Origin of the sequence: Luteibacter sp. 1214 (assembly GCF_031455395.1) — a bacterium.
GTDB classification, from domain to species: domain Bacteria; phylum Pseudomonadota; class Gammaproteobacteria; order Xanthomonadales; family Rhodanobacteraceae; genus Luteibacter; species Luteibacter mycovicinus.
The window spans coordinates 25565-46857 of the sequence record NZ_JAVDSQ010000002.1 but is presented as its reverse complement, the minus strand read 5'-3'; the positions used below and the strand labels follow the sequence as shown (position 1 = coordinate 46857).

The following is a 21293-nucleotide window of genomic DNA, read 5'->3' as shown; positions in this document are numbered from 1 at the left end:
CGGCGCATTCACGTGGCGGCGTTATGATTCCGCCCATGAGTCCCTCTCCCGAACCTATCGTGATCGTCGGCGGCGGCCTGGTCGGCGCCAGTCTTGCCATTGCCCTTGATGCCGCCGGGCTGCCCGCCGTCCTCATTGAGGCGGCCGCACCGACGGTCGGGCAGCAGCCGAGTTACGACGAGCGCAATCTTGCCCTGGCCAGAGCCACCGTCAACGGTCTCCGGGCGATCGGCGTGTGGGATTTTGCCGAGGACCGGGCCACACCCATCACGCATATTCATACGAGCCGCGCCGGCGACTTCGGCAGTGTCCGCATGAACGCGTCCGAGGAAGGCGTGGACGTGCTGGGCTGGACGCTTCCGGCCCGTGAACTGGGCGCGGCGCTCCTGCGTCGCCTCGATCGATGCCAGCACCTTACCCGCCTGGCGCCCGCGCGGGTCGAGGGCATCCACGCGGATGACCGGGGCTGGACGGTCGACGTGGTCACTGACGCTGGCATGCGATCGCTGCACACGTCGCTGCTGGTCGGCGCCGACGGCACGCACTCGGGAGTCCGGCGCCAGCTCGGCATCGGAACCCGCGAGCACGACTACGCGCAGGCGCTCTTCGTGACCACCATGACGCCGGAGCGCGATCCGCGTGGCCGCGCCTTCGAGCGCTTTACCGACGATGGTCCCGTCGCGGTGCTGCCGCTGACGGACCGCCGGGTCGGCGTCGTGCTGACCGTTGCCGCGGACCGGGTCGACGAAGTGGCCGCCATGGACGATCAGGCGTTTGCAGCCCTGGCGCAGGAGCGCTTCGGCTGGCGGCTTGGCCGGTTGACCCGACCGGGTAAACGTTCGCCGTATCCGATTCGCCGCGTCGCGGCCGAAGCGCTCACCTCGAACCGCGCCGTGCTGGTGGGCAATGCGGCCCAGACGGTGCATCCGATCGGCGCGCAGGGCTTCAACCTTGGTTTACGCGATGCGCTGACGCTTGCCGAGCTCGCAATGGGCGCTACCGATCCTGGCGCTCCGTCACTGCTCGCCGAATACGCCGCGCGGCGCGCCCCCGACCGTGAGGGAACGATGGCGATGAGCCACGGCCTCGTCCGCCTCGCGTGCCTCGACCAGCCGTTTCTCGGCCCGTTGCGCTCACTGGCGATGCTGGCGCTCGACCGCGTGCCGCCCCTCCGCCACGCCCTCAGCCGCCGAGGCATGGGTTTTCGCGCCAACGCACCGTTCGCGGTCCGGGAGAAAACCCCGTGAGCGATAGCTGGAGCGCAACCTCCTCCCGTCGTCGCGGCGGTCCGCTGGACGTCGCCGTGGTCGGCGGCGGCATGGTGGGTGCCGCCGCCGCATTGAGTCTGGCGAAGGCGGGCTTCTCGGTGGCCCTCGTCGACGCACGGGAGCCCGCCGCCTGGAACGCATCGGACGAAGTCGACCTGCGCGTTGTCGGTCTTGCGCCGTCTTCGGTCGTCCTGCTGGACCGCCTCGGGGTGTGGGGCGCCATCCGCGACGCACGCGCCTGCGGCTACGAGCGCATGCTGGTCTGGGACGCAGAGAACGGTGCCACGGTGGATTTCGACGCCGCCGACGAAGGTCGCGATGTACTCGGTTACATCGTCGAAAACAATCTCGTGCAAGCCATGCTCTGGGATGCGCTGGACGACGCGGGTGTTCGTCGCATCGTTCCCGCGCAGGTCGTGGGTTATGGCGAACGCGACGATCGCGCTCAGCTGGAACTCGCCGACGGTCAGTTCATCTCGGCGCGCGTCATCGTGGCCGCCGACGGTGCGGATTCCCCGTTGCGTGCCATGGTTGGCATCGGTACGCATGGTCGCGACTACGCGCAGCGCGGCGTCGTGGCGCATGTCCAGACCGCGCGCCCGCACGAAAGCACGGCCTGGCAGCGTTTCCTCCCGTCCGGGCCGTTGGCGTTCCTGCCGCTGGCCGATGGCCGCTGTTCGATCGTATGGACCCTGCCCGAACCGGAAGCCGCTCGCATCATGGCGCTGGACGACGACGCTTTCCGCGACGCGCTGGGCGTGGCCAGCGACTTCCGTCTCGGACCCGTGCTTTCCGTCAGCCGTCGCGCCGCCTTTCCCTTGCGGCTGAAGCTGGCCGATCGTTACGCGTCCGGGCGGCTGGTGTTGCTGGGCGATGCGGCCCATGCGGTTCATCCCCTGGCCGGGCAGGGCGTGAACCTGGGCTTGCGCGATGTGGCCGAGTTGCGCGACACGCTGGTCGCCGCACGGAACGCGGGCCGCGATATCGCGGCTCCGCATGTGCTTCGCCGCTACGCAAGACGACGCAACAGCGCCGACGGGCTGGACGCGTGGTCGTTCGACGCGCTCGGGCGTATCTATGCGTGGCAGGCGGGGCCGCTGGTCGCGGCGCGCGGCCTGGGCGTCCGGCTCGTGAACGGACTGATGCCGCTCAAACGTAAACTCGCCAGGCACGCCGCGGGACTTTGACCGGTCTGGCGGCGCGCCCGTCGCGAGGCCTATCCTTGGGCACTTTCCAGGGAGTCACGCCGATGCGCCGTTCACTGCTTGCCTTGTCCTTGCTGGTCCTCGGTCACGTGGGAGCCGCCTCCGCGGCGATGGTGGCAAAACCGGTCCAGTGGACCGACCAGGGTGTGACCTATAAAAGCTTTCTGGTCTACGACGATGCGGTGACCGCCAGACGGCCGGGCCTGGTCATGGTGCCGAACTGGTATGGCGTCAACGATATGGCGGTGGCCAAGGCCAAGGACATCGCCGGTAAGGACTACGTCATCCTGCTCACCGACATGTACGGTGGCGACACGCGTCCAAAGTCCGAAGCGGAAGCCGGCGCGGCGGTGAAGCCGCTTTACGCCGATCGCAAGATCATGCGGCAGCGCGTGGTGCGCGCACTGGACGAACTGAAGGCGCAGGAGAAGAACGCGCCCATCGATCCGTCACGGCTGGCCGCCATCGGCTTCTGTTTCGGTGGATCGGCCGTGCTCGACCTGGCTCGCACGGGCGCCGATGTCGCCGCTGTCGTGAGCTTCCACGGCCTGCTGTCCACAGACGATCCGAAGCTCGGCGCGCAGATCCATGCTCACGTGCTGGCTCTCAATGGCGCGGATGACGCCAACGTGCCTCCGGAGCAGCGCGCGGCGTTCGAGGCCGAAATGCGCGATGGCAAGGTCGACTGGGCCTCCACGGATTTCGGTGGCGCCGTGCACTGCTTCACCGAGAAGGAAGCCACCACGCCGACCGGCAATTGCCGGTATGACGACAAGGTGGCCAAGCGCGCCTACGCCGCAATGCGGGCGTGGCTCAGCGAGTCGTTCGCCGCGAAGAAGTAACGCCTCAGAAGCGGCGTTCGACCGAGTAATCGGCGAGCGCCGCGAGGGCGTCACGGTACGGCGAAGCGGGAAGTGCCGACAGCGCGTCGCGTGCTGCCGTCGCGTGCCCCACGGCTTTCTCATGCGTGCGCTCGATCGCTCCGGAGTCGCGAATCGCCGCGATGATCAGGTCGAGCGAATCCAGTCCGCCATGCTCGATGACATGCCGCAGGGATTTCAGCTGGTCTTCGTCGGCTACCTGCATCGCGTAGATCAGCGGGAGGGTGGGCTTGCCTTCGGCAAGATCGTCGCCGATGTTTTTACCCAGCGTCTCCGCATCGGACACGTAGTCGAGCAGGTCATCGGCGATCTGGAAGGCATAACCCAGCTCCATACCGTAGCGACGGAGCGCCGCGACCTGCGTATCTGGCAACCCGCCCAGCACGCCACCCAGTTCGGTCGCCGCGGCGAAAAGAACGGCCGTCTTGCGCTCGATCACGGCGAGATAGGCGGCTTCATCCACGTCCGCATTGCCGATGTTGAGCAGTTGCAGCACTTCGCCTTCGGCAATCGTGTTGGTCGTGTCGGCGAGGATGCGCATGATCCGCATATCGTCGAGCTCGACCATCAGCTGAAAGGAGCGGGAGTAGAGAAAATCGCCCACCAGTACGCTGGCCGCGTTGCCCCACAGTGCGTTGGCCGTCTTGCGGCCGCGACGCATGTCGGACTCGTCCACCACATCGTCGTGCAGCAGTGTCGACGTATGGATGAACTCCACGATGGCCGCCAGCTTGGCGTGATCCTGTCCGTCATAACCGGCCGCGCGAGCCGCGAGCACGTGCAGCATCGGACGAAGCCGCTTGCCGCCACCCGCGATGATGTGATCGGCGATCGCATTGATCAGCACGACATCCGACGAGAGCCGGTGCCGGATCAGCGAATCGACTTCTTTCATGTCGGCGGCGGCGAGCGTACGGACGCCAGCGAAGTCGAGGGAGGTCGGGCGGGCGGCTATGGAGTCCATCTCTACAGGTCGTGTGCGGCAAAACAGCCCACAGTATAGGGGCTCACCCGTGGTTACGCCGTGGATTTGGCCGGTGTCCGTATAATCCGCTTCCGATGACATCGATCGGCCTCGCGCCCGGAAACCCTTGGTGAGCAAACTCAGTTCCCTGGAACGGCGCACCGCGCTGACCCTGGCAGCGGTGATCAGCCTGCGTCTGTTCGGGCTGTTCCTCATCCTTCCCGTATTTTCCGTCTACGCGCGAGCCATGCCGGATGCCACGCCCTGGCTGATCGGCCTGGCCCTGGGTGTCTACGGGATCGGCCAGATGTGCTTGCAGATTCCCCTGGGACTGCTGTCCGACCGGATCGGTCGCAAGCCGGTCATCACGCTGGGGTTGCTCGTCTTCGCCCTGGGCGGAGTGGTCGCCGCGTTTTCCCACACCCTGACCGGCATCGTCGCCGGACGTGCGTTGCAGGGTATGGGTGCCGTTGCTGGCGCTGGCACCGCGCTGGCCGCGGATCTGACGAGCGAGGCCCATCGAAGCAAGGTCATGGGCATCATCGGCGTATCGATCGGGGTTTCGTTTCTTCTGGCGCTCATTCTGGGGCCGCCGCTCGAAGCCGTGGCGGGTCTTCCCGGCCTGTTCGGTTTCACCTCCCTGCTTGCGGTCGCGGCTATCGCCATGCTCTGGTGGCGCGTGCCCACGCCGACCCATCATGGCGCCCCGGCCGCCGCGTCGTGGCGCGAGCTGGCCTCGATGTTTCTCGACCGTCGCATGCTCGTGCTGAATGGGTCGGTGTTTTTTCTGCACGCGTTGCTGACCGCCTCATTCGTCGGCCTGCCCATTCTTCTCACCGACGTCATGCGTATTCCTGTGGCACACCACTGGATGCTGTATCTGCCGGTGATGACGATCGCCGCACTCGGCATGGGCGCGATGCTACCCCGGATGAAGGATATGCGGCGCGCGTCGCACGTCGGGGTCGGATGTGTCTGCGTGCTCGGGCTGGCGCTGGCGGGCATGGCGCTCGCCGAAACGCACGTCATCGTCCTCGGTGCGGCCGCCGCCCTCTTTTTTGGCGCCTTCAACCTGCTTGAGGCCGCCTTACCGAGTCTCGTCTCCCGTCTGGCGCCAGCCACCCTCCGCGGCGCGGCGATGGGGGCCTATTCCAGCTCGCAGTTCTTCGGCGCCTTTATCGGCGGTGCCGTGGGCGGGCTCGCGCTGGGTCACCTTGGCCTTCGCGGTGTATTTGGCTGCGCGGCCGCCATGACCCTGCTGTGGCTGCCGCTGGTCGTTCGCGGGACGCGGCGTATGGCTGCCGGCGGCGTCGCCTCGGCGGCTTGAATGCGGCGGGGGTTGAAGGACTCGCCGACACGGATGTCGGCGTAGCGAGTCGCTCGCGTCATGGCTGCCTGCATGTATCGCGGCATCTGTAGTCGTCATTTCAGAATTTGCGTATCGATCGCCTCAGGGGTCGTCGACCAGACTTCGTGTGCGCGCCGTCCCGCACGTTTTCCGGTGCGCGTCTTTCCCACTGAAGAGGCCGTCGCCATGTATATGAAAGTTCTCCCTCCGGTATTCCTCGCGTCGGCTTTCGCCGTGTCGTCGTCCGCCGCACTTGCGGCAAACGACGGTTCCATTGAGATCACCGGTCGTATCGTCGCCACCACATGCAATGTCGAAGGGCAGGCGCCGGGTGGCGGGGCCGTCAAGAAATCCGTTGGGCTCGACGGCATCTCCGTGGCAAAGCTGGCGGCACCGGGTGACGTGGCGGGCGACAAGGGCTTCCTGATCGTCGTGGGCGGCAACGACGATTGCGCCGACGGACTGAAAGCGAAAATCCGTTTCGATCCATCCAGTCCCGCGATGGATCGCACGGCGGGTCGATTGAACATCGATACGGCGGCCGATGCCGCGAAGAACGTTCAGATCGAAATCGCCAACGGTGACGGAACGCCGATTCACTTGTTTACGGGCGAGTCCAGGCCGGTGGTGATCGAGGGACACCGCGCAACGATCGAATTGCTTGCGCGCTACTACAGCCTTGGCGGTGCGACGCAGGGCACGGCGAATTCTCGTGTCGGGTTTCAGGTCGTCTACGACTGACCTGCATCCCGCGTGGCGAATCACGACGACCGGCCCCTCTGTCCGGTCGTATCTCTCATGCAAAAGGAACGAGCATGCTGAAGAAAATGGCATGGACCGCGGGCGTCGTCATGGCTTTGATGACGAGCCCGGCCAAACCGGCAATCGTCATCGGCGCTACGCGTGTCGTCTTTCCCGCCGCGCAGCGGGACGTCGCTGTCCGCCTGCAGAATAAGGGGGACGAGCCAGCGCTGGTGCAGGTGTGGATCGACGACGGCGATGAAGCTTCGTCGCCGCAGACCGCGCGCGGCCCCTTTGTCATCACGCCGCCGGTCTTTCGGATCGAACCGGGTCACGGGCATGCCGTGCGTATCGTTCATGTGGGCGATGTGAAGCCTGTCGACAAAGAAAAACTGTATTGGTTGAACGTCCTCGAGATTCCTCCGAAAGCGGACAAGGCCGAGGGTTCCAACGTTCTCCAATTCGCTTTTCGACATCGACTCAAGCTGTTCCATCGACCGGAACGGCTGTCGTCGACGGTAGATCAGGCGCCCGCGAAGCTCGTCTGGTCGCTGGTTCGTAGCGACGGCGCCGCGTCGCTGCGCGTTGCCAATCCTTCGCCTTATGTCGTGTCGTTCAACGCTATCGGACTGAGTCCGTCGGATGCACCGACCGCGCCGACCGTGCCTCTCGGGGGTGGCATGGTCATGCCGGGTGGATCGTTGATCATCCCTGTTCCATCGCCCACGGGTTCTGAACTCACGCACGTCTCCTACGCCGTCATCAACGACTATGGCGCCGTCGTCCCCGGGACGGCGAAGCTGGCCCCATGATCCGGGGGAGGATTCATGGACGGATCCAGCGCTATAAGGCTCCGGTATGGCGCTCTCCCCGCTCGGTGGGTGAGCGCGTGCATGGTGGGCGTGGCCGGGATATTCATGAGTTGCATGGTCTGTGCGCAGGACGCACGATCCGTTCAGTTCGACGCGGGCTTTCTTCCGGATGGTCTCGCCATGGGACTTGACCTCTCCCGTTATGCCCATGGAAATCCCGTCCTGCCCGGCGTCTACGACGTCGACATCTGGATGAACGACGAGTGGCAGGTACGCCGCACCGTACGCTTTGTCGAGCGTTACACGGGCAACGATGCTTCGCCATGCCTGAGTCGGGCAGAGCTCGAAAGTTTTGGCCTCGTCAGGAAAGAGCCGTCGTCCGCAGAGGACGATTGCGCGCCTATTAGCGAGCGCATCCCGCAAAGCACGGCGCGGCTCGACGTCGCCGAGCAGCGCCTCGACATTGAAGTTCCGCAAGCGTGGCTGGTACGTCGTCCCCGCGGCGTCGCGCCTCGCGAGCAATGGAAGGACGGCGTGACAGCCGCGCTGCTGGCGTGGCGCGCCAATTTTCACCAAAGCGCGTTACGGCACCGGTCCTCGCGCTCCCTGTTCCTCACCGGCGATGCGGGGTTGAATCTGGGCCGCTACCGGTTTCGTCACGCCGGATCATGGTCGCAGGGCCAATACCGGCAGGGACACATGTTCGTCGAACGAGCTGTCGACCGGCTCCAGGCACGCTGGAGAGCGGGAGATGTCATCCTGGGGGACGATCTGCTGGAGCCGGTCCTCGTTCGCGGCGTGAGGCTTGCCAGTGACGTGCGTATGCGTCCCGACGCGGGTGATGGCTATGCGCCTCAAGTACGCGGCGTCGCGGCGACCCATGCGAGGGTGACGGTCAGTCAGGGCGGTCGCTTGCTGAGGGAGCTGTCCGTTCCGCCGGGTGCCTTCGTCATCGACGATCTGGGCGTGGCGGGCCGGGGAGGGGATCTCTCCGTTGAGATCGTCGAAGCCGACGGTCGCCGTATTCGTTACAGGGTGCCTTACTTTTCGTTGCCGCTTTTGATGCGTGAAGGTGCTACCCGCTACTCGATGAGCATGGGCCGATGGCGTGGAGGTTCGTCTCGCCAGCCGTGGCTGCTCGAAGCCGCCTGGCGTCGCGGTGTGCGTCACGGCTGGACCGTACAGGCAGCACAGCGTGTGATCGGAAGCGACACGTGGCTGGTGGGTGGCGCGGCGGTCGACACGCTGGTCGGCGCGTTCTCGGCCGATGTGACGCACGCGTTGGCCCGGGGTGCGGGACCGGTCGGAACGCTCTGGCGGCTGCGTTACGGACATCGGTCGGATCGTGGGGGCGTGATCTCAGCCACCGTGTCAGGCGGGGCGCAGCGAATGGCAGCGGGAGCGATGAACGCCGATCGCTCACGCGCGCGACAGCGAAGAGCGGATATCTCATATCAACACATGTTCGACGAAGCCGGCGGCTCATTCGGCCTCGCGTTCGGCTACACGCACCTGCCGGACAGCGGAGGCGGGGAGTGGGATCAGGCCTTGTCATGGAGCCACGTCAAGGGCGCGGCCGTTGTGGACGTTTCTTTACGTCGTTCGCTAAGAACGGCGTCGCGTTCGTCTGGCAGCGCCTCGGAAAACACCGCACAGGTATCGGTCTCCCTTCCCCTGGACGGTGAGCGTTTGCGCGTGGCGTCGCAGGCCGCGTTGCGCATGGGGCCGGACGGCAAGCAACTGCGAGCCGGTCTGCTCGGGAGCGCTGGTAGCGAAGGTGCGTGGGGGTATGCCGCATCGGCTGCGACACATGCCGGTGGTCCACGGCTGGACGCATCGGTTTCCCGTGCGTCCGGTGGCGGCGATCTAAGCGTCGCCGTCGAGCGGTCCCGTGTGAGCAGAGCGGCTTCGCTGTCCGCTTCGGGCGGTATCGTGGCTCATGCGGGTGGGATCACCCTCGCACCCTTTCTGGGTAACGCCTCCGGACTGGTGCAGGCGCGTCATGCGCGGGGCGCGCGCCTGGCGTCGGCCTCATCCGTTCACGTCGACAGGCGCGGATACGCCATCGTGCCGAGCCTCGCCCCTTACCGGTGGAACAGTGTGGACATCGATCCCACGGGTCTGCCGCTCGGGGTCTCACTGGCGTCGACTCATGCGCGTGTGGTCCCCACGGCAGGCGCGGTGGTCCTTATCCCATTCGAGACGGACGAACATGCGACGATTCTCCTCACCGGGCGTCGCAGCGATGGGGCACCGTTGCCGTTCGGTGCGGAGGTGGTCGACGACCAGGGCCGCTCGATCGGGGTGATCGGGCAGGGCGGTCGGTCGTTCCTTCGCTCGGACGGCGGCACGCCCGCCCTGAGGGTGCGCTGGTCGGATCAGGCGGGAGGCGGCTGCGATCTGCGGCCGACGCTGGCAGGCGAACGGGCCGGACTGAAACATTACGAAGGAGTGTGCAGATGACGATCAGGATCGCCTCCCTCACAAAGGGCGGTATGGCCGCGTTACTCATGGCCGTGACCCCGGAAGGGACGCGGGCGGACGACCGGCTCGATTTCGAGGTCACTGGAGCCGTGGTCGCTTCTTGCGGGCTCGCGGATCAACGGATCCGGATCGACCTCGGAAGCGTCGCCTACGGAGACCTGGGACGGGTTGGTGCGGCTAGCCCATGGCGTCGCGCAGCATTTTCCGGCGTCGACTGCGTCGGTGCGACGCGCGCTGCCGTGACACTGCGCGCTCGTCCGTATCCGCCCGATCCCCGGCTGCTCCAGCCTGAGGGTACGGCGCGTGGTGTCGCGATCGAGATGCGGACCGGATCGGGGGAGTTGATCGTTCCCGATGGAAAGACGCCTGTCGGCTTCTCCTGGCCGGGTGGCGCCCCGCAGCTCGCTTTCGAGGCAAGGTACGTGAGGACAGGCGATCTTGGCGCCGGAGATGCGACGGCCACCGCGGTGGTCGAGATCACCTGGGAATGAGACTGGGACGACAGCGCGCTCCGGCGGCGGCCTGCGCATCGGGGTTTGCGGTGATGGCGGCCATCGCCCAAACTACACGGTCCGACCCCGCCAGCCCGCGCTTGCCGCAGGCTCGCTATGATGGGCGGGAGTGACGACGATCCGCCGGATCGGGCGTCCAATGACACGAATACGAGGGAAATCCATGGCACGCGGTATCAACAAGGTCATCATTGTCGGCAACCTCGGCGCGGATCCCGAGACCCGTTACACCGGTAGCGGTACGGCGATCACCAGCCTGCGTCTGGCCACGTCGGAAGCCTGGACCGACAAGCAGTCGGGCGAAAAGCAGGAGCGCACCGAATGGCACCGTGTGAAGTTGTTCGGCAAGCTGGCCGAAATCGCCGGTGAGTACCTGAAGAAGGGGCGTCAGGTATATATCGAGGGTTCGCTTCGCACCGACAAGTACACCGATAAGGACGGCATCGAGCGCTACTCCACGGACATCATTGCCAACGAGATGCAGATGCTCGGCGGCCAGGGTGGCGGTGAAGGCGGTGGCGGTTTCGGCGGCGGCCAGGGGGGCGGCGCACGTCAGCAGGCGCCTCGCAGCGGCGGTGGCGGCCAGAGCGGCGGTGGCAACTGGGGTAGCGGTAGCGGTGGTGGCGGTCAGCAGCGTGGCGGCGGCAACTACGGTGGCGGTCAATCGCAGCGTGGTGGCGGCGACGACTACGGCCAGCCCCGTGGTGGCAACGCGCCTCCGCAGCGTTCCGCACCGCCGGTCAACGAAGGCTTCGACGACGACGACATCCCGTTCTGATCCTGATCGGCAGGGAATGATCGATAGACGGGCGCCCTTGGGCGCCCGTTCTCAATTAACAGGGGACCATTCATGCGTTATGTGCCACTGACTTTAGTGCCGCTCCTTGCGGCTGGCTGCACATCCGTTCAGGTGAGGCCGCTCGATCCGGCATTGCACGTCGATCACGTGTGCATTCGTGAGAATCCGGACGTCATCGTCAAGGACTTCCTGCCAGTTTTACGCGAAGGCTTCAAACGTCACGGGATCGCCACGGACGTCTACTCGACGATCGGGGCAGACAACTGCCCGTACGTGCTCACATACACGGCGCTTCAGTCCTGGGACTTTGCTCTTTATTTGTCTCACGCCGAGTTGCGCCTGGAACGCGACGGCCGCCAGGTGGCTTTTGCGGAATATCACCTCAAGGGTAAGGGCGGGCTTTCCGTCGCCAAGTGGCAGAGCGTCAAGTCCAAGATGGATCCGGTCATCGACCAGCTCCTGAAATAGACCTGTCAGCTCGTACGCCGGAGGTATTCGGATAGCTCGGTCAGGGCATCACCTGTTTCGTTGCGACCAAATCCGATGCGGAAACGATCGGCAGGCGTCGCGGTCAGCGTGGACTGGTAGTTGGAGGCGGGAAGCAACAGGATTCCCGCTTCTTCGACCAGGCGCTTCGCGAAGACTTCGACGCCTTCCGGACCGAGGTAGCGCGGAAAGGCGATGCAGCCCCCGTCCGGGCGGCGCCATTCGAATCGCTCGCTCCACTCGCGGAAGAAGGCGTCGACGCATTCGAGATTACGGTCGAGAAGCAGTCGCTGCCGATCGAGGATGGCGTCGCGGGCTTTCAGGGCGATCAGCGCAAGCTGTTCCGAAGGCCCCGAGTTGCAGATCGATGTGTAGTGTTTGTATCGCTCCATGCGTTGCAGGAGTTCGTGGTCGGCACAGGCGATCCAGCCAATCCGCAGCCCTGGCAGTCCGTATGCCTTGGACATGACGCCGATCGATATCCCGCGCTCGTAGACATCGGTGGCCTGCGGCAAGTGCACGGTGCCTGTCGCTCCGAGAGGCCGGTTGACCTCGTCGCTGAGCAGCCAGATGCCGTGCTTGCGGCAGAGCGCGATCAGCGCGTCAAAACGATCCTGCTCGAGAATTTTTCCGGTGGGGTTGTGCGGAAAATTGATGGCGATCAGCCGGGTGTTCGGTCGTACGGCCGCTCTTATCTCGTCGATGTCGAGCGACCAGTGATCGTCGGGACGGAGCGCGACGCCGGTCACGTCGCAGATCGCCGCAGGGATGGTTTCCGCCGACTGGTAATTGGGCGTGACCACGATGGCGTGATCGGTGGGCTCGAGCAGTACGCGCATGGCGATGTAGAGCGCTTCCTCACCTCCGGCGAAGCAGAGAATGTCGGCTGCCTGCCTGCCCTCGTAGGTCGACGCGATCGCTTCACGAAGTTCAGGGGCGCCGTAAGTCTGCGTGTAGCTCAGCGGCAGAGACCCGAACGCGGCACGATCACGGTCGTCCGCCAGGTCGAGCAGTGCCGATACGGTGAGGCTTTGCGCATCGGAAGCCGCGAGGTTGTAGCGCACCGAGAACTCCCAGCGGGAAAAGTAGGTCTCCAGCTGGAAATCGGGAAGGGTGGTCATCAGTCGGTCCTGGAAGCGTGGCGGATACGAGCGGGTCTGAGTGGACTATATGTCCATACGAGATTCTCAGTCTAGTGTCCGCCTGTTCATCGCCGTCCGGACGGCGCCCATGGAATGCTCGCCAATGCCTCGCTACAGTGGCGCCATGACTCCCCGCCAAACCTCTCTCTGGCTGCCGGCCCTGGCCGTGCTCGGCTCGGTGACCTCGTTGTGCATCGGCACGTCGTTCGCGAAACGATTGTTCCCTCTCATCGGCGCGGAGGGCACGTCGGCGCTCCGCGTGGGTTTTTCCGCGATCGTTCTCGTGCTGTTCTGGCGGCCCTGGCGCTGGCCGCTCAGTCGGCGTGACGCCGGCTTCGTGATCCGCTACGGGTTGACGCTGGGCGTCATGAATCTGCTTTTCTATCTGGCGCTACGAACCATTCCGTTCGGTATCGCCGTTGCCATCGAGTTCAGCGGGCCCCTGGCCGTGGCGATGCTCGCCTCGCGAAGGGCGATCGACTTCGTCTGGCTTGCCTTCGCCGTCATTGGGCTGGGCATGCTGTTGCCGCTGGCCGGCCAGCATACGGTCGATCCCACGGGCGTAGTGCTCGCGCTCGGCGCGGCCGTTTGCTGGGCGCTCTATATCGTTTTCGGTAAGCAGGCCGGCCACTTGCATGCGGGTCATTCGGTCTCGCTGGGTCTGGTGGCGGCCAGTCTGGTCGTGGTCCCTTACGGTATCGCCCACGCGGGGTCCACCCTGCTGCACCCCGCGATTCTGCTGGCGGGACTGGGTGTGGCCATCGTATCGAGCGCGATCCCGATGTCGCTGGAGATGATGGCTCTGAAGCGCCTGCCGAGTGAAACGTTCGGCATCATGGTCAGCCTTGAGCCAGCGGTAGCTTCGCTATGGGCCATGTTGCTGCTCGGCGAACTGCTTACCGTTTCGCAGTGGAGCGCGATCGGCTTTATTGTCGTGGCCTCCATAGGAAGCACGGTAACGGCAAAGCGCGGCGTTGCTTCGTCGCCTGAGATCGTCGGCTGACAGCGGACGCCGCATCGGTCATCCCGGGTCGCCGACGGCGACCCGGGACCCGCGTTTACCAGGCGCGACGAATGCCCAGGCTGCCGGTGACACGGCGATACCCATGCGTGCCGAAGCGCGTTTCGACGTCGGACCACGCGCGCCACCCGTTGGCGCGTAGCAAGGTCAGACCCAGCTTCAGCGCGTAGGCATTGCGCGGCACGCCTGCGTTGAAGGTATCCGTCCCGATTTGCGTCGCATCCAGGCGGCCGAGGCGACGCAGCCAGCTGGCCGAGAAGTAGGGCGATGCCGTGTGGCCGCCGGGCGTATGCCAGCGTGCCGCGCCGCGCAGGCCGAGGCGCCCCGTGGCACCACTCGCATGCAGCGGCGTGACGCGTGTCCCATTGGCTTCGGTGAGCGAGCCGCCACGAAGCCTTGTCGCGAGGACCTGCGCCTGCGGTTCGAGATAGACGTCCGTGTCGCGATTGAGTGCCAGGCGCCAGCGACGGCCGGCCTCGAGGCTGGCGCTCAGGGCGCCACTCCCGTAGCGCTCATTCGCCAGGGCATCGCCTTCCAGGCGCTGGTTGAAATGAGCGTACTGGGCCCACCCGCGCACGTAGGTGCCATCGTCCAGACGTACGCCGCCGTAAAGACCGGCGGCCGTCCCGCGTACGCGCCCCTTCGCCGAGTAGTGTGTCAGCGCGGACGTGGCACGCGTGTCCGCGCTCCCGGCCGCCGCCATGACGCCCAGATAGCCTTCGGAAGAGGAATCGCTGCGAAGCAGATCGGCACCGAGGGTCAGCTCGCTGGTCGACGCGGTCGTCGTGAGTTCGTCGCCGATGTTGAAAGCGGTATGGCGCCGGTCGAATCGTGCCCACACGCTTTGCCTCACGCCTTCGCGCTCGTCGTCCTCGCCGCCGCCGGGTCCGCCCTGGAACATTTCCAGCGCCGCCGTCTGGTTGGCGCGGTAGGTGCCGACCTCGGGGCGCAACACCGGGGGTGGCGGGAGCGGCGGATCGACAACGGCCGGGACGTCCGGATTCTCGGTCACGGGATCGGTGTCCGGGTCGCCCGGCACGACAACCGGGTCGACGACGGGGTCGGTGATCGACGATCGCAGATACCAACCGCCGTCGGATGGATTCTTCAACGAGCCCTTGTGGAGAAAATATTCGTAAGGACCGGCCACCGCACGGCCAAGTAACGCGAAGACGCCGTCCGAGCGACCGTCGACGCGGACGAGCTGGATACCTTCTTGCGTCACATCGCCCTGGCTGCCCAGGGTGTCGACGGCAATGCCGCTGGTGCCGGATGTGTTGCCCAGCACATGGATGCGATCGGCGGGCGACGAGTCATCGCCGAGGCGCGCGCGCATACGAAAGACGCCGTCCTTTCCGTCATAGTCTCCCGAAATGGTCAGTGTGGCGAATGCATCGGGACGCTCAGGCGCGAAGGTCACGACGCCCGCATGGTTGCTCAGGTGGTCGACCCGGCTGTCGGCGGTCACGTTCCAGGTGCCGCCGGATTGGAGGGAGATATCGCGAACGATGGAGGTCGCACCCGTCCAGCGAGCGCCGGAGGTGATGTCCAGCGACAGCTTCGTATTGTCGGGAACGGCGTCACCGTCCGCAGGGATGCGGCGGATAATGCCGTCCGCGGTTACCGCGTTCTGAAGCGTGACGGTGATGGGCTGCTCCGATTCGGGAGTCAGGTCGACGAACACGCCGTTGCCACCCCTGATGACCGTGCCGTCGAAACGAAGACGCCCGGAGTCGCTCAGACTGAGCGCCGAGGCCTTGTCACTGATGAGCGAGCCTCCCTTCATGTCGAGTGCGCCCCCACGCACGACCCGGGCACCGAAGGCACCTGCGCCGTGAGTGACGATGTTCGTATTGCGGGCCCGTACGTCCGCATCGTTAACGACGAGGCCGTGGGCGTCGTCTCCTTCCGTTTCGATGGATGAGCCGGTGAAGTCGATACGGCCATCCCCTCGGGCGACCGCACCATGCGCCTTCGTTCCCCTCGTAAGGATCTTCGTATCTGCGGCATCGAGGCCTGGCGAAGCGTTGAAGTCACCACCCTGGACGTTGAGGCCGAATGCGGACTCGCCTGCCGTCGTGATGGAAACGCTGTCGAGGCCCACGGACGATGCGCGGTTATCGATGCCGATCGCGTTTTTCCCGGTGGTCGTCACGTTCGTCCGCGCCGCTACGATACGCTGGCCGTCGAGAACGTAGAGGCCATCTGCCTCGTCACCCCGGGTATGCCACTCGCCGCCCTGGATCGTAATCTGGCCATGCAGTGTGTTTGCATCGAGCGCATGCGCCGACTCGCCGCCCGTGCTGATGTTTACGTCGGTCAACGAGGCCGTCGCGCCCAGCATCACGTGCACGCCCGTGCTGTCGTCTCCGTCGGTGCGTACCGTCGTTTCAGTCGCCTGGAGCGCGGATGCCGTCGCTCTGTCGGGCGTGGAGCCGTCTACATACAGGGCATGAGCGGTCTTGCCCCGTGTCGTGATGGTCGTCCCTTTGACCGACACGTTGCCTCCTTCGATGCCGCGGATGCCGATCGCCGTGTCACCGCCGGTCGTGATGCTGCCTCCGGTCAGGACGCCGCCGGCGTTTCCCTCGAAGGCCGCGCCCAGGGCGCCGGCTCCCTCGGTGACGATCGTCGTGCCCGTGAGCGTGACGTTCGCGGCTATGCCGGTATCCCTGGCACGGATGCCGTATGCCAGGTTTCCCCGCGTATGCAGGGTGCCGCCTTCGATCGTCACCTCGCTCCGGTTATCGGTGATGAAGACGGCGTGCGACTGAAAGCCAAACGTGTCGAACGTGGCATGGCCGACATGGGCGGCGCCCTTTTTTTCCACCTGAAGGACGTAGGAAGAGGCGGCGCGCGTTTCATACGTGCCGTCGGGGACGTCCAGGTTCTTGTCGGCCCCGGCAAGAAAAAGCGGCGTTTCGGCGCCCGCCACGGGAGGCAGGAAGGCGGCTACGAGGGCGGTGAGGTAGCGGCGTCGCATGGGGGAGCGACGGCGCGGGTGGGGGATGTGGGGGGTACTCATGAAGCGTCTCTCCTTGTCTGGCCGTCGGCAGGGCGCCGACGGCAACTTCCGAATGACAGAGTAGGGACTGGCTTCCGAGGGGGGAACGCGATTATTCTGAAAATGTCTGCGAGCACGTCTAGCGCTGCGCCGCCGGACATCCACGCTTCACTATGGTCGTTGCATCCTAGGCGAGCCTATCTTCGGACCGGTTCGTCGAGGACGCGAGTGTTATCCGCCTGCTGGTGCGGCAAAATCCGTGGGGTACTGCCTATTCAGGGCGGAATTCCATCGTCGTATCTGCCTATGTATTACAAAATGAGGAGCAAAGAATCATGAAGGTCATTTCCCTTACCGCCCTGGCGTTTGTCGCCGTCGCCGCCCTGTCGGGCTGCAACAAGTCCGAAGACGCTGCCGCCCCGGCTGACGCCCCGGCTGCTGCCGCTACCGCCCCGGCTGCCGCTCCGGCTGCTACCCCGGCTGAGGCTCCGGCCGCTGCCACCACGGCTGCTCCGGCTGCCGCCGGCACTGCTGCTCCGGCTCCGGCTTCGACCGCTCCGGCTCAGTAAGTCGCTACGCCGCTCCTGCCCTGACGGGCGGGCGGGAAGAACGCCGCTCTCAGGAGCGGCGTTTTTTTTGCGCAAAGGCCGTGCCACGCAGGCTGGACTTGAGAAAGGTCGTAGCCCTTCCATTCAGGATGCGGCACGCTAGGGCGGCTCCTCCGTCCCACAGCCACAGGAATCCCGATGACGTCCCGTTCCGTTCTGCTTCCCATGCTGGCGCTTTCCTTCGCCGTCGCCTCGTCCCTCGCCGCGGCGCAGACCGCGCCCATGACGCCGGATATCCCGGCGAAGTTCGAGAGCCCCCTGGCGGCCAACGACTACATCAAGCGTGTCGTCGAGATCCCGATGCGCGACGGCGTGAAGCTTCACACCGTCATCGTGATTCCTAGGAACGCGAAGCACGCGCCGATCCTGCTGACCCGTACCCCCTACAACGCCGACGGGCGCGCCCAGCGCACGGACGCCCATACGATGCGCGACCTGCTGCCCGAGGGCGACGAGGTCTTCGTCGACGCCGGCTATATCCGTGTTTTCCAGGACATCCGTGGCAAGTATGGCTCCGAGGGCGACTACGTCATGACGCGTCCCCTTCGTGGGCCGCTCAATTCGTCCGAGGTCGATCACTCGACCGACGCCTACGACACGATCGACTGGCTGACGAAAAATTTGCCCGAGTCCAACGGCAAGGTCGGCATGATCGGTTCGTCGTACGAGGGCTTTACGGTGGTCATGGCGCTGGTCAATCCGCATCCGGCACTCAAGGTGGCCGCGCCTGAAAGCCCCATGGTGGATGGCTGGATGGGCGACGACTGGTTCCACTACGGTGCCTTCCGCCAGACCAATTTCGACTACATCGCCGGCCAGAATTCGAAACGCGGCAAGGGCGACGCCGTGACGCACGCGGGCTACGACGACTACACGAATTTCCTCACGGCGGGCTCGGCAGGTGATTACGCCCGGGCCGCCGGCCTCGATCAGCTGCCCTATTGGCGCAAGCTGAGCGAGCACCCCGCCTACGACGCCTATTGGCAGGACCAGGCGCTGGATAAGGAAATGGCCCGTCAGCCGCTCAAGGTACCCGTCATGTGGCTGCAGGGCCTGTGGGACCAGGAAGACATGTGGGGCGCCATCCATAGTTACGAAGCCGTTGAGCCGAAGGACAAGGGCAACGACAAGAACTTCCTGGTCATGGGTCCGTGGCGGCACAGTCAGGTGAACTACAACGCCTCGTCGCTGGGTGCGCTCAACTGGGACGGCGACACCGCGCTGCAGTTCCGCCGCGACGTGCTCCTGCCATTCTTCAACCAGTACCTGGTCGACGGCGCGCCCAGGGCGAAGACGCCTCCGGTGCTGATCTACAACACCGGCGAAAACCACTGGGACCGCTTCCCGTCGTGGCCGCAGGGTAAAACGTCCCGTCCCCTGTATCTCAGCGCCAATGGAAAGTTGTCGTTTACGGCCCCCGTGGACGGCGCGCCGAAGTATGACGAGTACGTTTCCGATCCCGCCAAGCCGGTGCCCTACGTACCGCGCCCGGTGCATTTTGCCGATCGCCAGTCATGGACGACCTGGCTGGTCCAGGATCAGCGGTTTGCCGATGGACGCCCGGATGTCGTGACCTACATGACCGAGCCGCTGACGGCTCCCCTGCGCGTTGCCGGCGCTCCGCAGGTGAATCTCTACGCCTCGACGAGCGGCACGGACAGCGACTGGGTGGTCAAGCTGATCGACGTCTATCCCGAAACGAACGCGTCGACGCCCGCCATGGGGGGCTACGAGCTCTCGGTGTCGATGGACATCCTGCGCGGGCGGTATCGCGAGGGGTTCAGCGAGGCGAAGCCGCTGACGCCTGACACGCCGCTCGAATACCGCTTCGGACTGCCGACGGTGAACCATACATTCCTGCCGGGGCACCGCGTCATGGTTCAGGTGCAGTCCTCCTGGTTCCCGCTGTACGACCGCAACCCGCAGACCTTCGTGCCGAACATCTTCTTCGCCAGGCCGTCCGACTACCGGAAGGCGACGCAGCAGATCTGGCACGCGCCGGGTACGGCCAGTGCGGTCGAACTGCCGGTGATCGACGCCGGCCAGTAAAAGCGGGGTGCAGGGACGCCTTTGGCGTTCCCTGCACGTCGTCGGCGCGATGCTCGGGCCTCCCGCTGCCCGAGGATCGCCCGTATGGCCCGCCCCATCTGGACCGGTACATTGTCGTTCGGTCTGCTCAACGTGCCGATCCGCCTGATGTCGGGCGAGCGCCGCAACGACATCCATTTCCGCATGCTCGACCAGCGCAGCAATACACCGGTTCGCTACGAGCGCGTCAACGCCGATACCGGCGAAGAGGTGCCCTGGAAGGACATCGTCAAGGCGTTCGAATACCAGAAGGGCAGTTATGTCGTCCTCGAAGAGGACGACATCAAGAATGCGGCCAGCGACGCGCATGAGACGGTGGAAATCGACGCGTTTGTCGACGCCGCCTCCATCGCGCCTTCGTACTTCGAAAAGCCGTACATCCTGCTTCCGGCCAAGAAGGCTGAGAAGGGTTATGTCCTGCTCCGCGAAACCCTGAAGAAGACCGGCAAGATCGGTATCGCGCGTGTCGTCATCCGCACGAAGGAGTACCTCGCGGCGGTGATGCCGCAGGGCGATGGTCTGGTTCTCAACATCCTCCGTTATCAGTCCGAAATCGTCGATATGAACGATTACGAGCTGCCCGACAAGGGCGCGTCGTCATACCGCATATCGCCACGCGAAATCGAGATGGCCTCGGACCTGATCGAGTCGATGTCCGCCGAATGGTCGCCCGGTGACTACCGGGACGAGTTCCGCGACAAGTTGCGCAAGACGATCGAGAAGCGTCTTAAGACCAAGGGCGTCACGACCACGGTGGACGATGAAGACGACCGGACACCGGAGAACGCCACCACCAACGTCGTCGACTTCATGGCCCTGCTGAAGAAAAGCCTGGGCGCAAAGACGCGAACGCCTGCGACGAAGGATGCGGTCGGCGCGGCTCCCGTGAAAAAAACAGCCACGAAGAAAACCGCCGCGAAAAAACCGGCGGCAAAAAAGGCGCCCGTGAAGAAGACGGCGGCGCGCAAGACACCTGCCAAGCGCCGCCGGGCGGGCTGACGCCATGGATCCGCTTATCGTCGACGGCGTCGCCATCACGCACCCCGACCGCGAGGTGTTCGGTGAAGGCGGGCCGACCAAGGGTGATGTGGCCGCTTACTACGAAGCGGTGGCGTCACACATGCTGCCGGAGTTGCATGGACGCCCGTTGTCGGTCGTGCGGTGTCCCCGCGGAACGACGGGCGCGTGCTTCTTTCAGAAGCACCACGCGGATGCGCTGGGCAAGCATGTCAAAGCGGTAAAGCTGAAAGAGAAGGACGGAGGTACCGCGGAATACCTGTACGTCGAGGATGTCGAAGGCGTTCTCGAACTCATACAGATGAACACGCTGGAGTTTCATCCGTGGGGTGCACGGGTCGACGATCCGGATCGACCCGATCGTCTCATCTTCGATATCGATCCCGCTGCGGGCGTCGAGTGGAAGGCTGTGGTCGCATGCGCCCGGGCCATCCGCGAGCGACTGGCCGCCTCCGGCCTGGAATCGTTTGTGCGCACATCGGGAGGCAAGGGTCTTCACGTGGTCGCGCCGTTCGACCGCGGGCCGTCGTGGGAGGTGTTGAAGTCCTTCTGCGAAGGCGTTGCGCGCGACATGGTGGATGCTGCCCCGACACGGTATATCGCGGAAGCGAGCAAGGCGAAGCGAGAAGGGCTGATCTTTATCGACTGGCTACGCAACACGAGGGGTGCGACCAGCGTCACGGGATGGTCCCTGCGTGCACGCGCGGGGGCGCCGGTCGCCATGCCGGTACGCTGGGAGGAGATCGCGCGGCTCAAGACAGGCGCTGCATTCGACCTGTCGAAAGCGTTGAAACGGGCGAGGTCACTGACGGCGGACCCGTGGGATGGGATAGAGACGCTGAAGCAGTCGCTGCCATCGAAGCGTTGAAGGGATGCGGGCGGGAATGAATCGCCCGCATCCCTTCAATGCAGG

At 65.2% G+C, this 21293-nt stretch carries 18 protein-coding genes; 15 read left to right on the top strand and 3 right to left on the bottom strand.

Annotated elements, in window-relative coordinates; genetic code table 11:
• Window positions 1–59: 59 nt before the first annotated feature.
• From ubiH to J2X57_RS04835, 3 genes are all read left to right on the top strand, one after another.
• Window positions 60–1247: a 2-octaprenyl-6-methoxyphenyl hydroxylase gene (ubiH, locus tag J2X57_RS04845; protein WP_309864497.1), complete on the top strand. Its 1188-nt coding sequence runs from the start codon at window positions 60–62 to the stop codon at window positions 1245–1247.
• The gene (locus tag J2X57_RS04840) at window positions 1244–2455 is read left to right on the top strand and encodes a UbiH/UbiF/VisC/COQ6 family ubiquinone biosynthesis hydroxylase (protein WP_309864494.1); all 1212 of its coding nucleotides are present in this window, start codon (window positions 1244–1246) and stop codon (window positions 2453–2455) included. Before ubiH ends, J2X57_RS04840 begins: the two co-directional genes overlap by 4 nt.
• 62 nt (window positions 2456–2517) lie before the next feature.
• Window positions 2518–3315, top strand: coding sequence for a dienelactone hydrolase family protein (locus tag J2X57_RS04835; RefSeq protein WP_309864491.1), 798 nt, complete (start codon window positions 2518–2520; stop codon window positions 3313–3315).
• A gap of 4 nt (window positions 3316–3319) precedes the next feature.
• On the opposite strand, the gene J2X57_RS04830 is transcribed toward J2X57_RS04835, so the two are convergent.
• Entirely contained in the window at window positions 3320–4318 is a 999-nt protein-coding gene (locus tag J2X57_RS04830) for a polyprenyl synthetase family protein (RefSeq protein ID WP_036110505.1), read from the bottom strand.
• A gap of 130 nt (window positions 4319–4448) precedes the next feature.
• Between J2X57_RS04830 and J2X57_RS04825 the strand changes: the two genes are divergently transcribed.
• The 7 genes from J2X57_RS04825 to J2X57_RS04795 all read left to right on the top strand — a co-directional run bounded on the left by J2X57_RS04825 (window position 4449) and on the right by J2X57_RS04795 (window position 11482).
• Complete coding sequence (locus J2X57_RS04825; protein WP_309864488.1) at window positions 4449–5645, top strand: MFS transporter; 1197 nt, start codon at window positions 4449–4451, stop codon at window positions 5643–5645.
• Window positions 5646–5852: 207 nt separating this feature from the next.
• Window positions 5853–6407: a fimbrial protein gene (locus J2X57_RS04820; protein ID WP_309864485.1), complete on the top strand. Its 555-nt coding sequence runs from the start codon at window positions 5853–5855 to the stop codon at window positions 6405–6407.
• A gap of 74 nt (window positions 6408–6481) precedes the next feature.
• Window positions 6482–7219, top strand: a complete 738-nt coding sequence (locus J2X57_RS04815; RefSeq protein ID WP_309864482.1) for a fimbria/pilus periplasmic chaperone — start codon at window positions 6482–6484, stop codon at window positions 7217–7219.
• Window positions 7220–7324: 105 nt separating this feature from the next.
• The gene (locus J2X57_RS04810; protein WP_309864480.1) at window positions 7325–9682 is read left to right on the top strand and encodes a fimbria/pilus outer membrane usher protein; all 2358 of its coding nucleotides are present in this window, start codon (window positions 7325–7327) and stop codon (window positions 9680–9682) included.
• Window positions 9679–10194: a fimbrial protein gene (locus J2X57_RS04805; protein ID WP_309864478.1), complete on the top strand. Its 516-nt coding sequence runs from the start codon at window positions 9679–9681 to the stop codon at window positions 10192–10194. Before J2X57_RS04810 ends, J2X57_RS04805 begins: the two co-directional genes overlap by 4 nt.
• A gap of 184 nt (window positions 10195–10378) precedes the next feature.
• Complete coding sequence (gene ssb, locus J2X57_RS04800) at window positions 10379–10993, top strand: single-stranded DNA-binding protein (protein WP_308847385.1); 615 nt, start codon at window positions 10379–10381, stop codon at window positions 10991–10993.
• 72 nt (window positions 10994–11065) lie between these two features.
• A complete protein-coding gene (locus J2X57_RS04795) occupies window positions 11066–11482 on the top strand; it encodes an Sbal_3080 family lipoprotein (protein WP_309864473.1) in 417 nt (138 codons plus the stop codon).
• Between the two features lie 5 nt (window positions 11483–11487).
• Here J2X57_RS04795 and J2X57_RS04790 read toward each other — a convergent pair whose 3' ends face one another.
• Window positions 11488–12621, bottom strand: coding sequence for an aminotransferase class I/II-fold pyridoxal phosphate-dependent enzyme (locus J2X57_RS04790; protein ID WP_309864471.1), 1134 nt, complete (start codon window positions 12619–12621; stop codon window positions 11488–11490).
• 145 nt (window positions 12622–12766) lie between these two features.
• On the opposite strand from J2X57_RS04790, the gene J2X57_RS04785 reads away from it, so the two are divergent.
• Window positions 12767–13645, top strand: coding sequence for an EamA family transporter (locus J2X57_RS04785; RefSeq protein ID WP_309864468.1), 879 nt, complete (start codon window positions 12767–12769; stop codon window positions 13643–13645).
• A 55-nt stretch (window positions 13646–13700) separates the two neighbouring features.
• On the opposite strand, the gene J2X57_RS04780 is transcribed toward J2X57_RS04785, so the two are convergent.
• Window positions 13701–16688: an autotransporter outer membrane beta-barrel domain-containing protein gene (locus J2X57_RS04780; protein ID WP_309864465.1), complete on the bottom strand. Its 2988-nt coding sequence runs from the start codon at window positions 16686–16688 to the stop codon at window positions 13701–13703.
• A 314-nt stretch (window positions 16689–17002) separates the two neighbouring features.
• On the opposite strand from J2X57_RS04780, the gene J2X57_RS04775 reads away from it, so the two are divergent.
• The 4 genes from J2X57_RS04775 (at window position 17003) to ligD (ending at window position 21248) form a co-directional block, all read left to right on the top strand.
• Window positions 17003–17236, top strand: a complete 234-nt coding sequence (locus tag J2X57_RS04775) for a hypothetical protein (protein ID WP_043695729.1) — start codon at window positions 17003–17005, stop codon at window positions 17234–17236.
• 177 nt (window positions 17237–17413) lie between these two features.
• On the top strand, window positions 17414–19324 hold the full coding sequence (locus J2X57_RS04770) for a CocE/NonD family hydrolase (RefSeq protein WP_309864461.1): 1911 nt from the start codon (window positions 17414–17416) through the stop codon (window positions 19322–19324).
• A gap of 84 nt (window positions 19325–19408) precedes the next feature.
• Complete coding sequence (locus tag J2X57_RS04765; RefSeq protein ID WP_309864457.1) at window positions 19409–20362, top strand: Ku protein; 954 nt, start codon at window positions 19409–19411, stop codon at window positions 20360–20362.
• A gap of 4 nt (window positions 20363–20366) precedes the next feature.
• Window positions 20367–21248: a non-homologous end-joining DNA ligase gene (ligD, locus tag J2X57_RS04760; protein ID WP_309864454.1), complete on the top strand. Its 882-nt coding sequence runs from the start codon at window positions 20367–20369 to the stop codon at window positions 21246–21248.
• The last annotated feature ends 45 nt before the right edge of the window (window positions 21249–21293 follow it).

Excerpts from the sequence above, each read along its gene's own strand:
- J2X57_RS04835 (WP_309864491.1), top strand. The coding sequence starts at position 2,518 with ATGCGCCGTTCACTGCTTGCCTTGTCCTTGCTGGTCCTCGGTCACGTG.
- J2X57_RS04830 (WP_036110505.1), bottom strand. The coding sequence starts at position 4,318 with ATGGACTCCATAGCCGCCCGCCCGACCTCCCTCGACTTCGCTGGCGTC.
- J2X57_RS04820 (WP_309864485.1), top strand. The coding sequence starts at position 5,853 with ATGTATATGAAAGTTCTCCCTCCGGTATTCCTCGCGTCGGCTTTCGCC.
- J2X57_RS04815 (WP_309864482.1), top strand. The coding sequence starts at position 6,482 with ATGCTGAAGAAAATGGCATGGACCGCGGGCGTCGTCATGGCTTTGATG.
- J2X57_RS04810 (WP_309864480.1), top strand. The coding sequence starts at position 7,325 with ATGAGTTGCATGGTCTGTGCGCAGGACGCACGATCCGTTCAGTTCGAC.
- J2X57_RS04805 (WP_309864478.1), top strand. The coding sequence starts at position 9,679 with ATGACGATCAGGATCGCCTCCCTCACAAAGGGCGGTATGGCCGCGTTA.
- ssb (WP_308847385.1), top strand. The coding sequence starts at position 10,379 with ATGGCACGCGGTATCAACAAGGTCATCATTGTCGGCAACCTCGGCGCG.
- J2X57_RS04795 (WP_309864473.1), top strand. The coding sequence starts at position 11,066 with ATGCGTTATGTGCCACTGACTTTAGTGCCGCTCCTTGCGGCTGGCTGC.
- J2X57_RS04790 (WP_309864471.1), bottom strand. The coding sequence starts at position 12,621 with ATGACCACCCTTCCCGATTTCCAGCTGGAGACCTACTTTTCCCGCTGG.
- J2X57_RS04785 (WP_309864468.1), top strand. The coding sequence starts at position 12,767 with ATGACTCCCCGCCAAACCTCTCTCTGGCTGCCGGCCCTGGCCGTGCTC.
- J2X57_RS04780 (WP_309864465.1), bottom strand. The coding sequence starts at position 16,688 with ATGAGTACCCCCCACATCCCCCACCCGCGCCGTCGCTCCCCCATGCGA.
- J2X57_RS04775 (WP_043695729.1), top strand. The coding sequence starts at position 17,003 with ATGAAGGTCATTTCCCTTACCGCCCTGGCGTTTGTCGCCGTCGCCGCC.
- J2X57_RS04770 (WP_309864461.1), top strand. The coding sequence starts at position 17,414 with ATGACGTCCCGTTCCGTTCTGCTTCCCATGCTGGCGCTTTCCTTCGCC.
- J2X57_RS04765 (WP_309864457.1), top strand. The coding sequence starts at position 19,409 with ATGGCCCGCCCCATCTGGACCGGTACATTGTCGTTCGGTCTGCTCAAC.
- ligD (WP_309864454.1), top strand. The coding sequence starts at position 20,367 with ATGGATCCGCTTATCGTCGACGGCGTCGCCATCACGCACCCCGACCGC.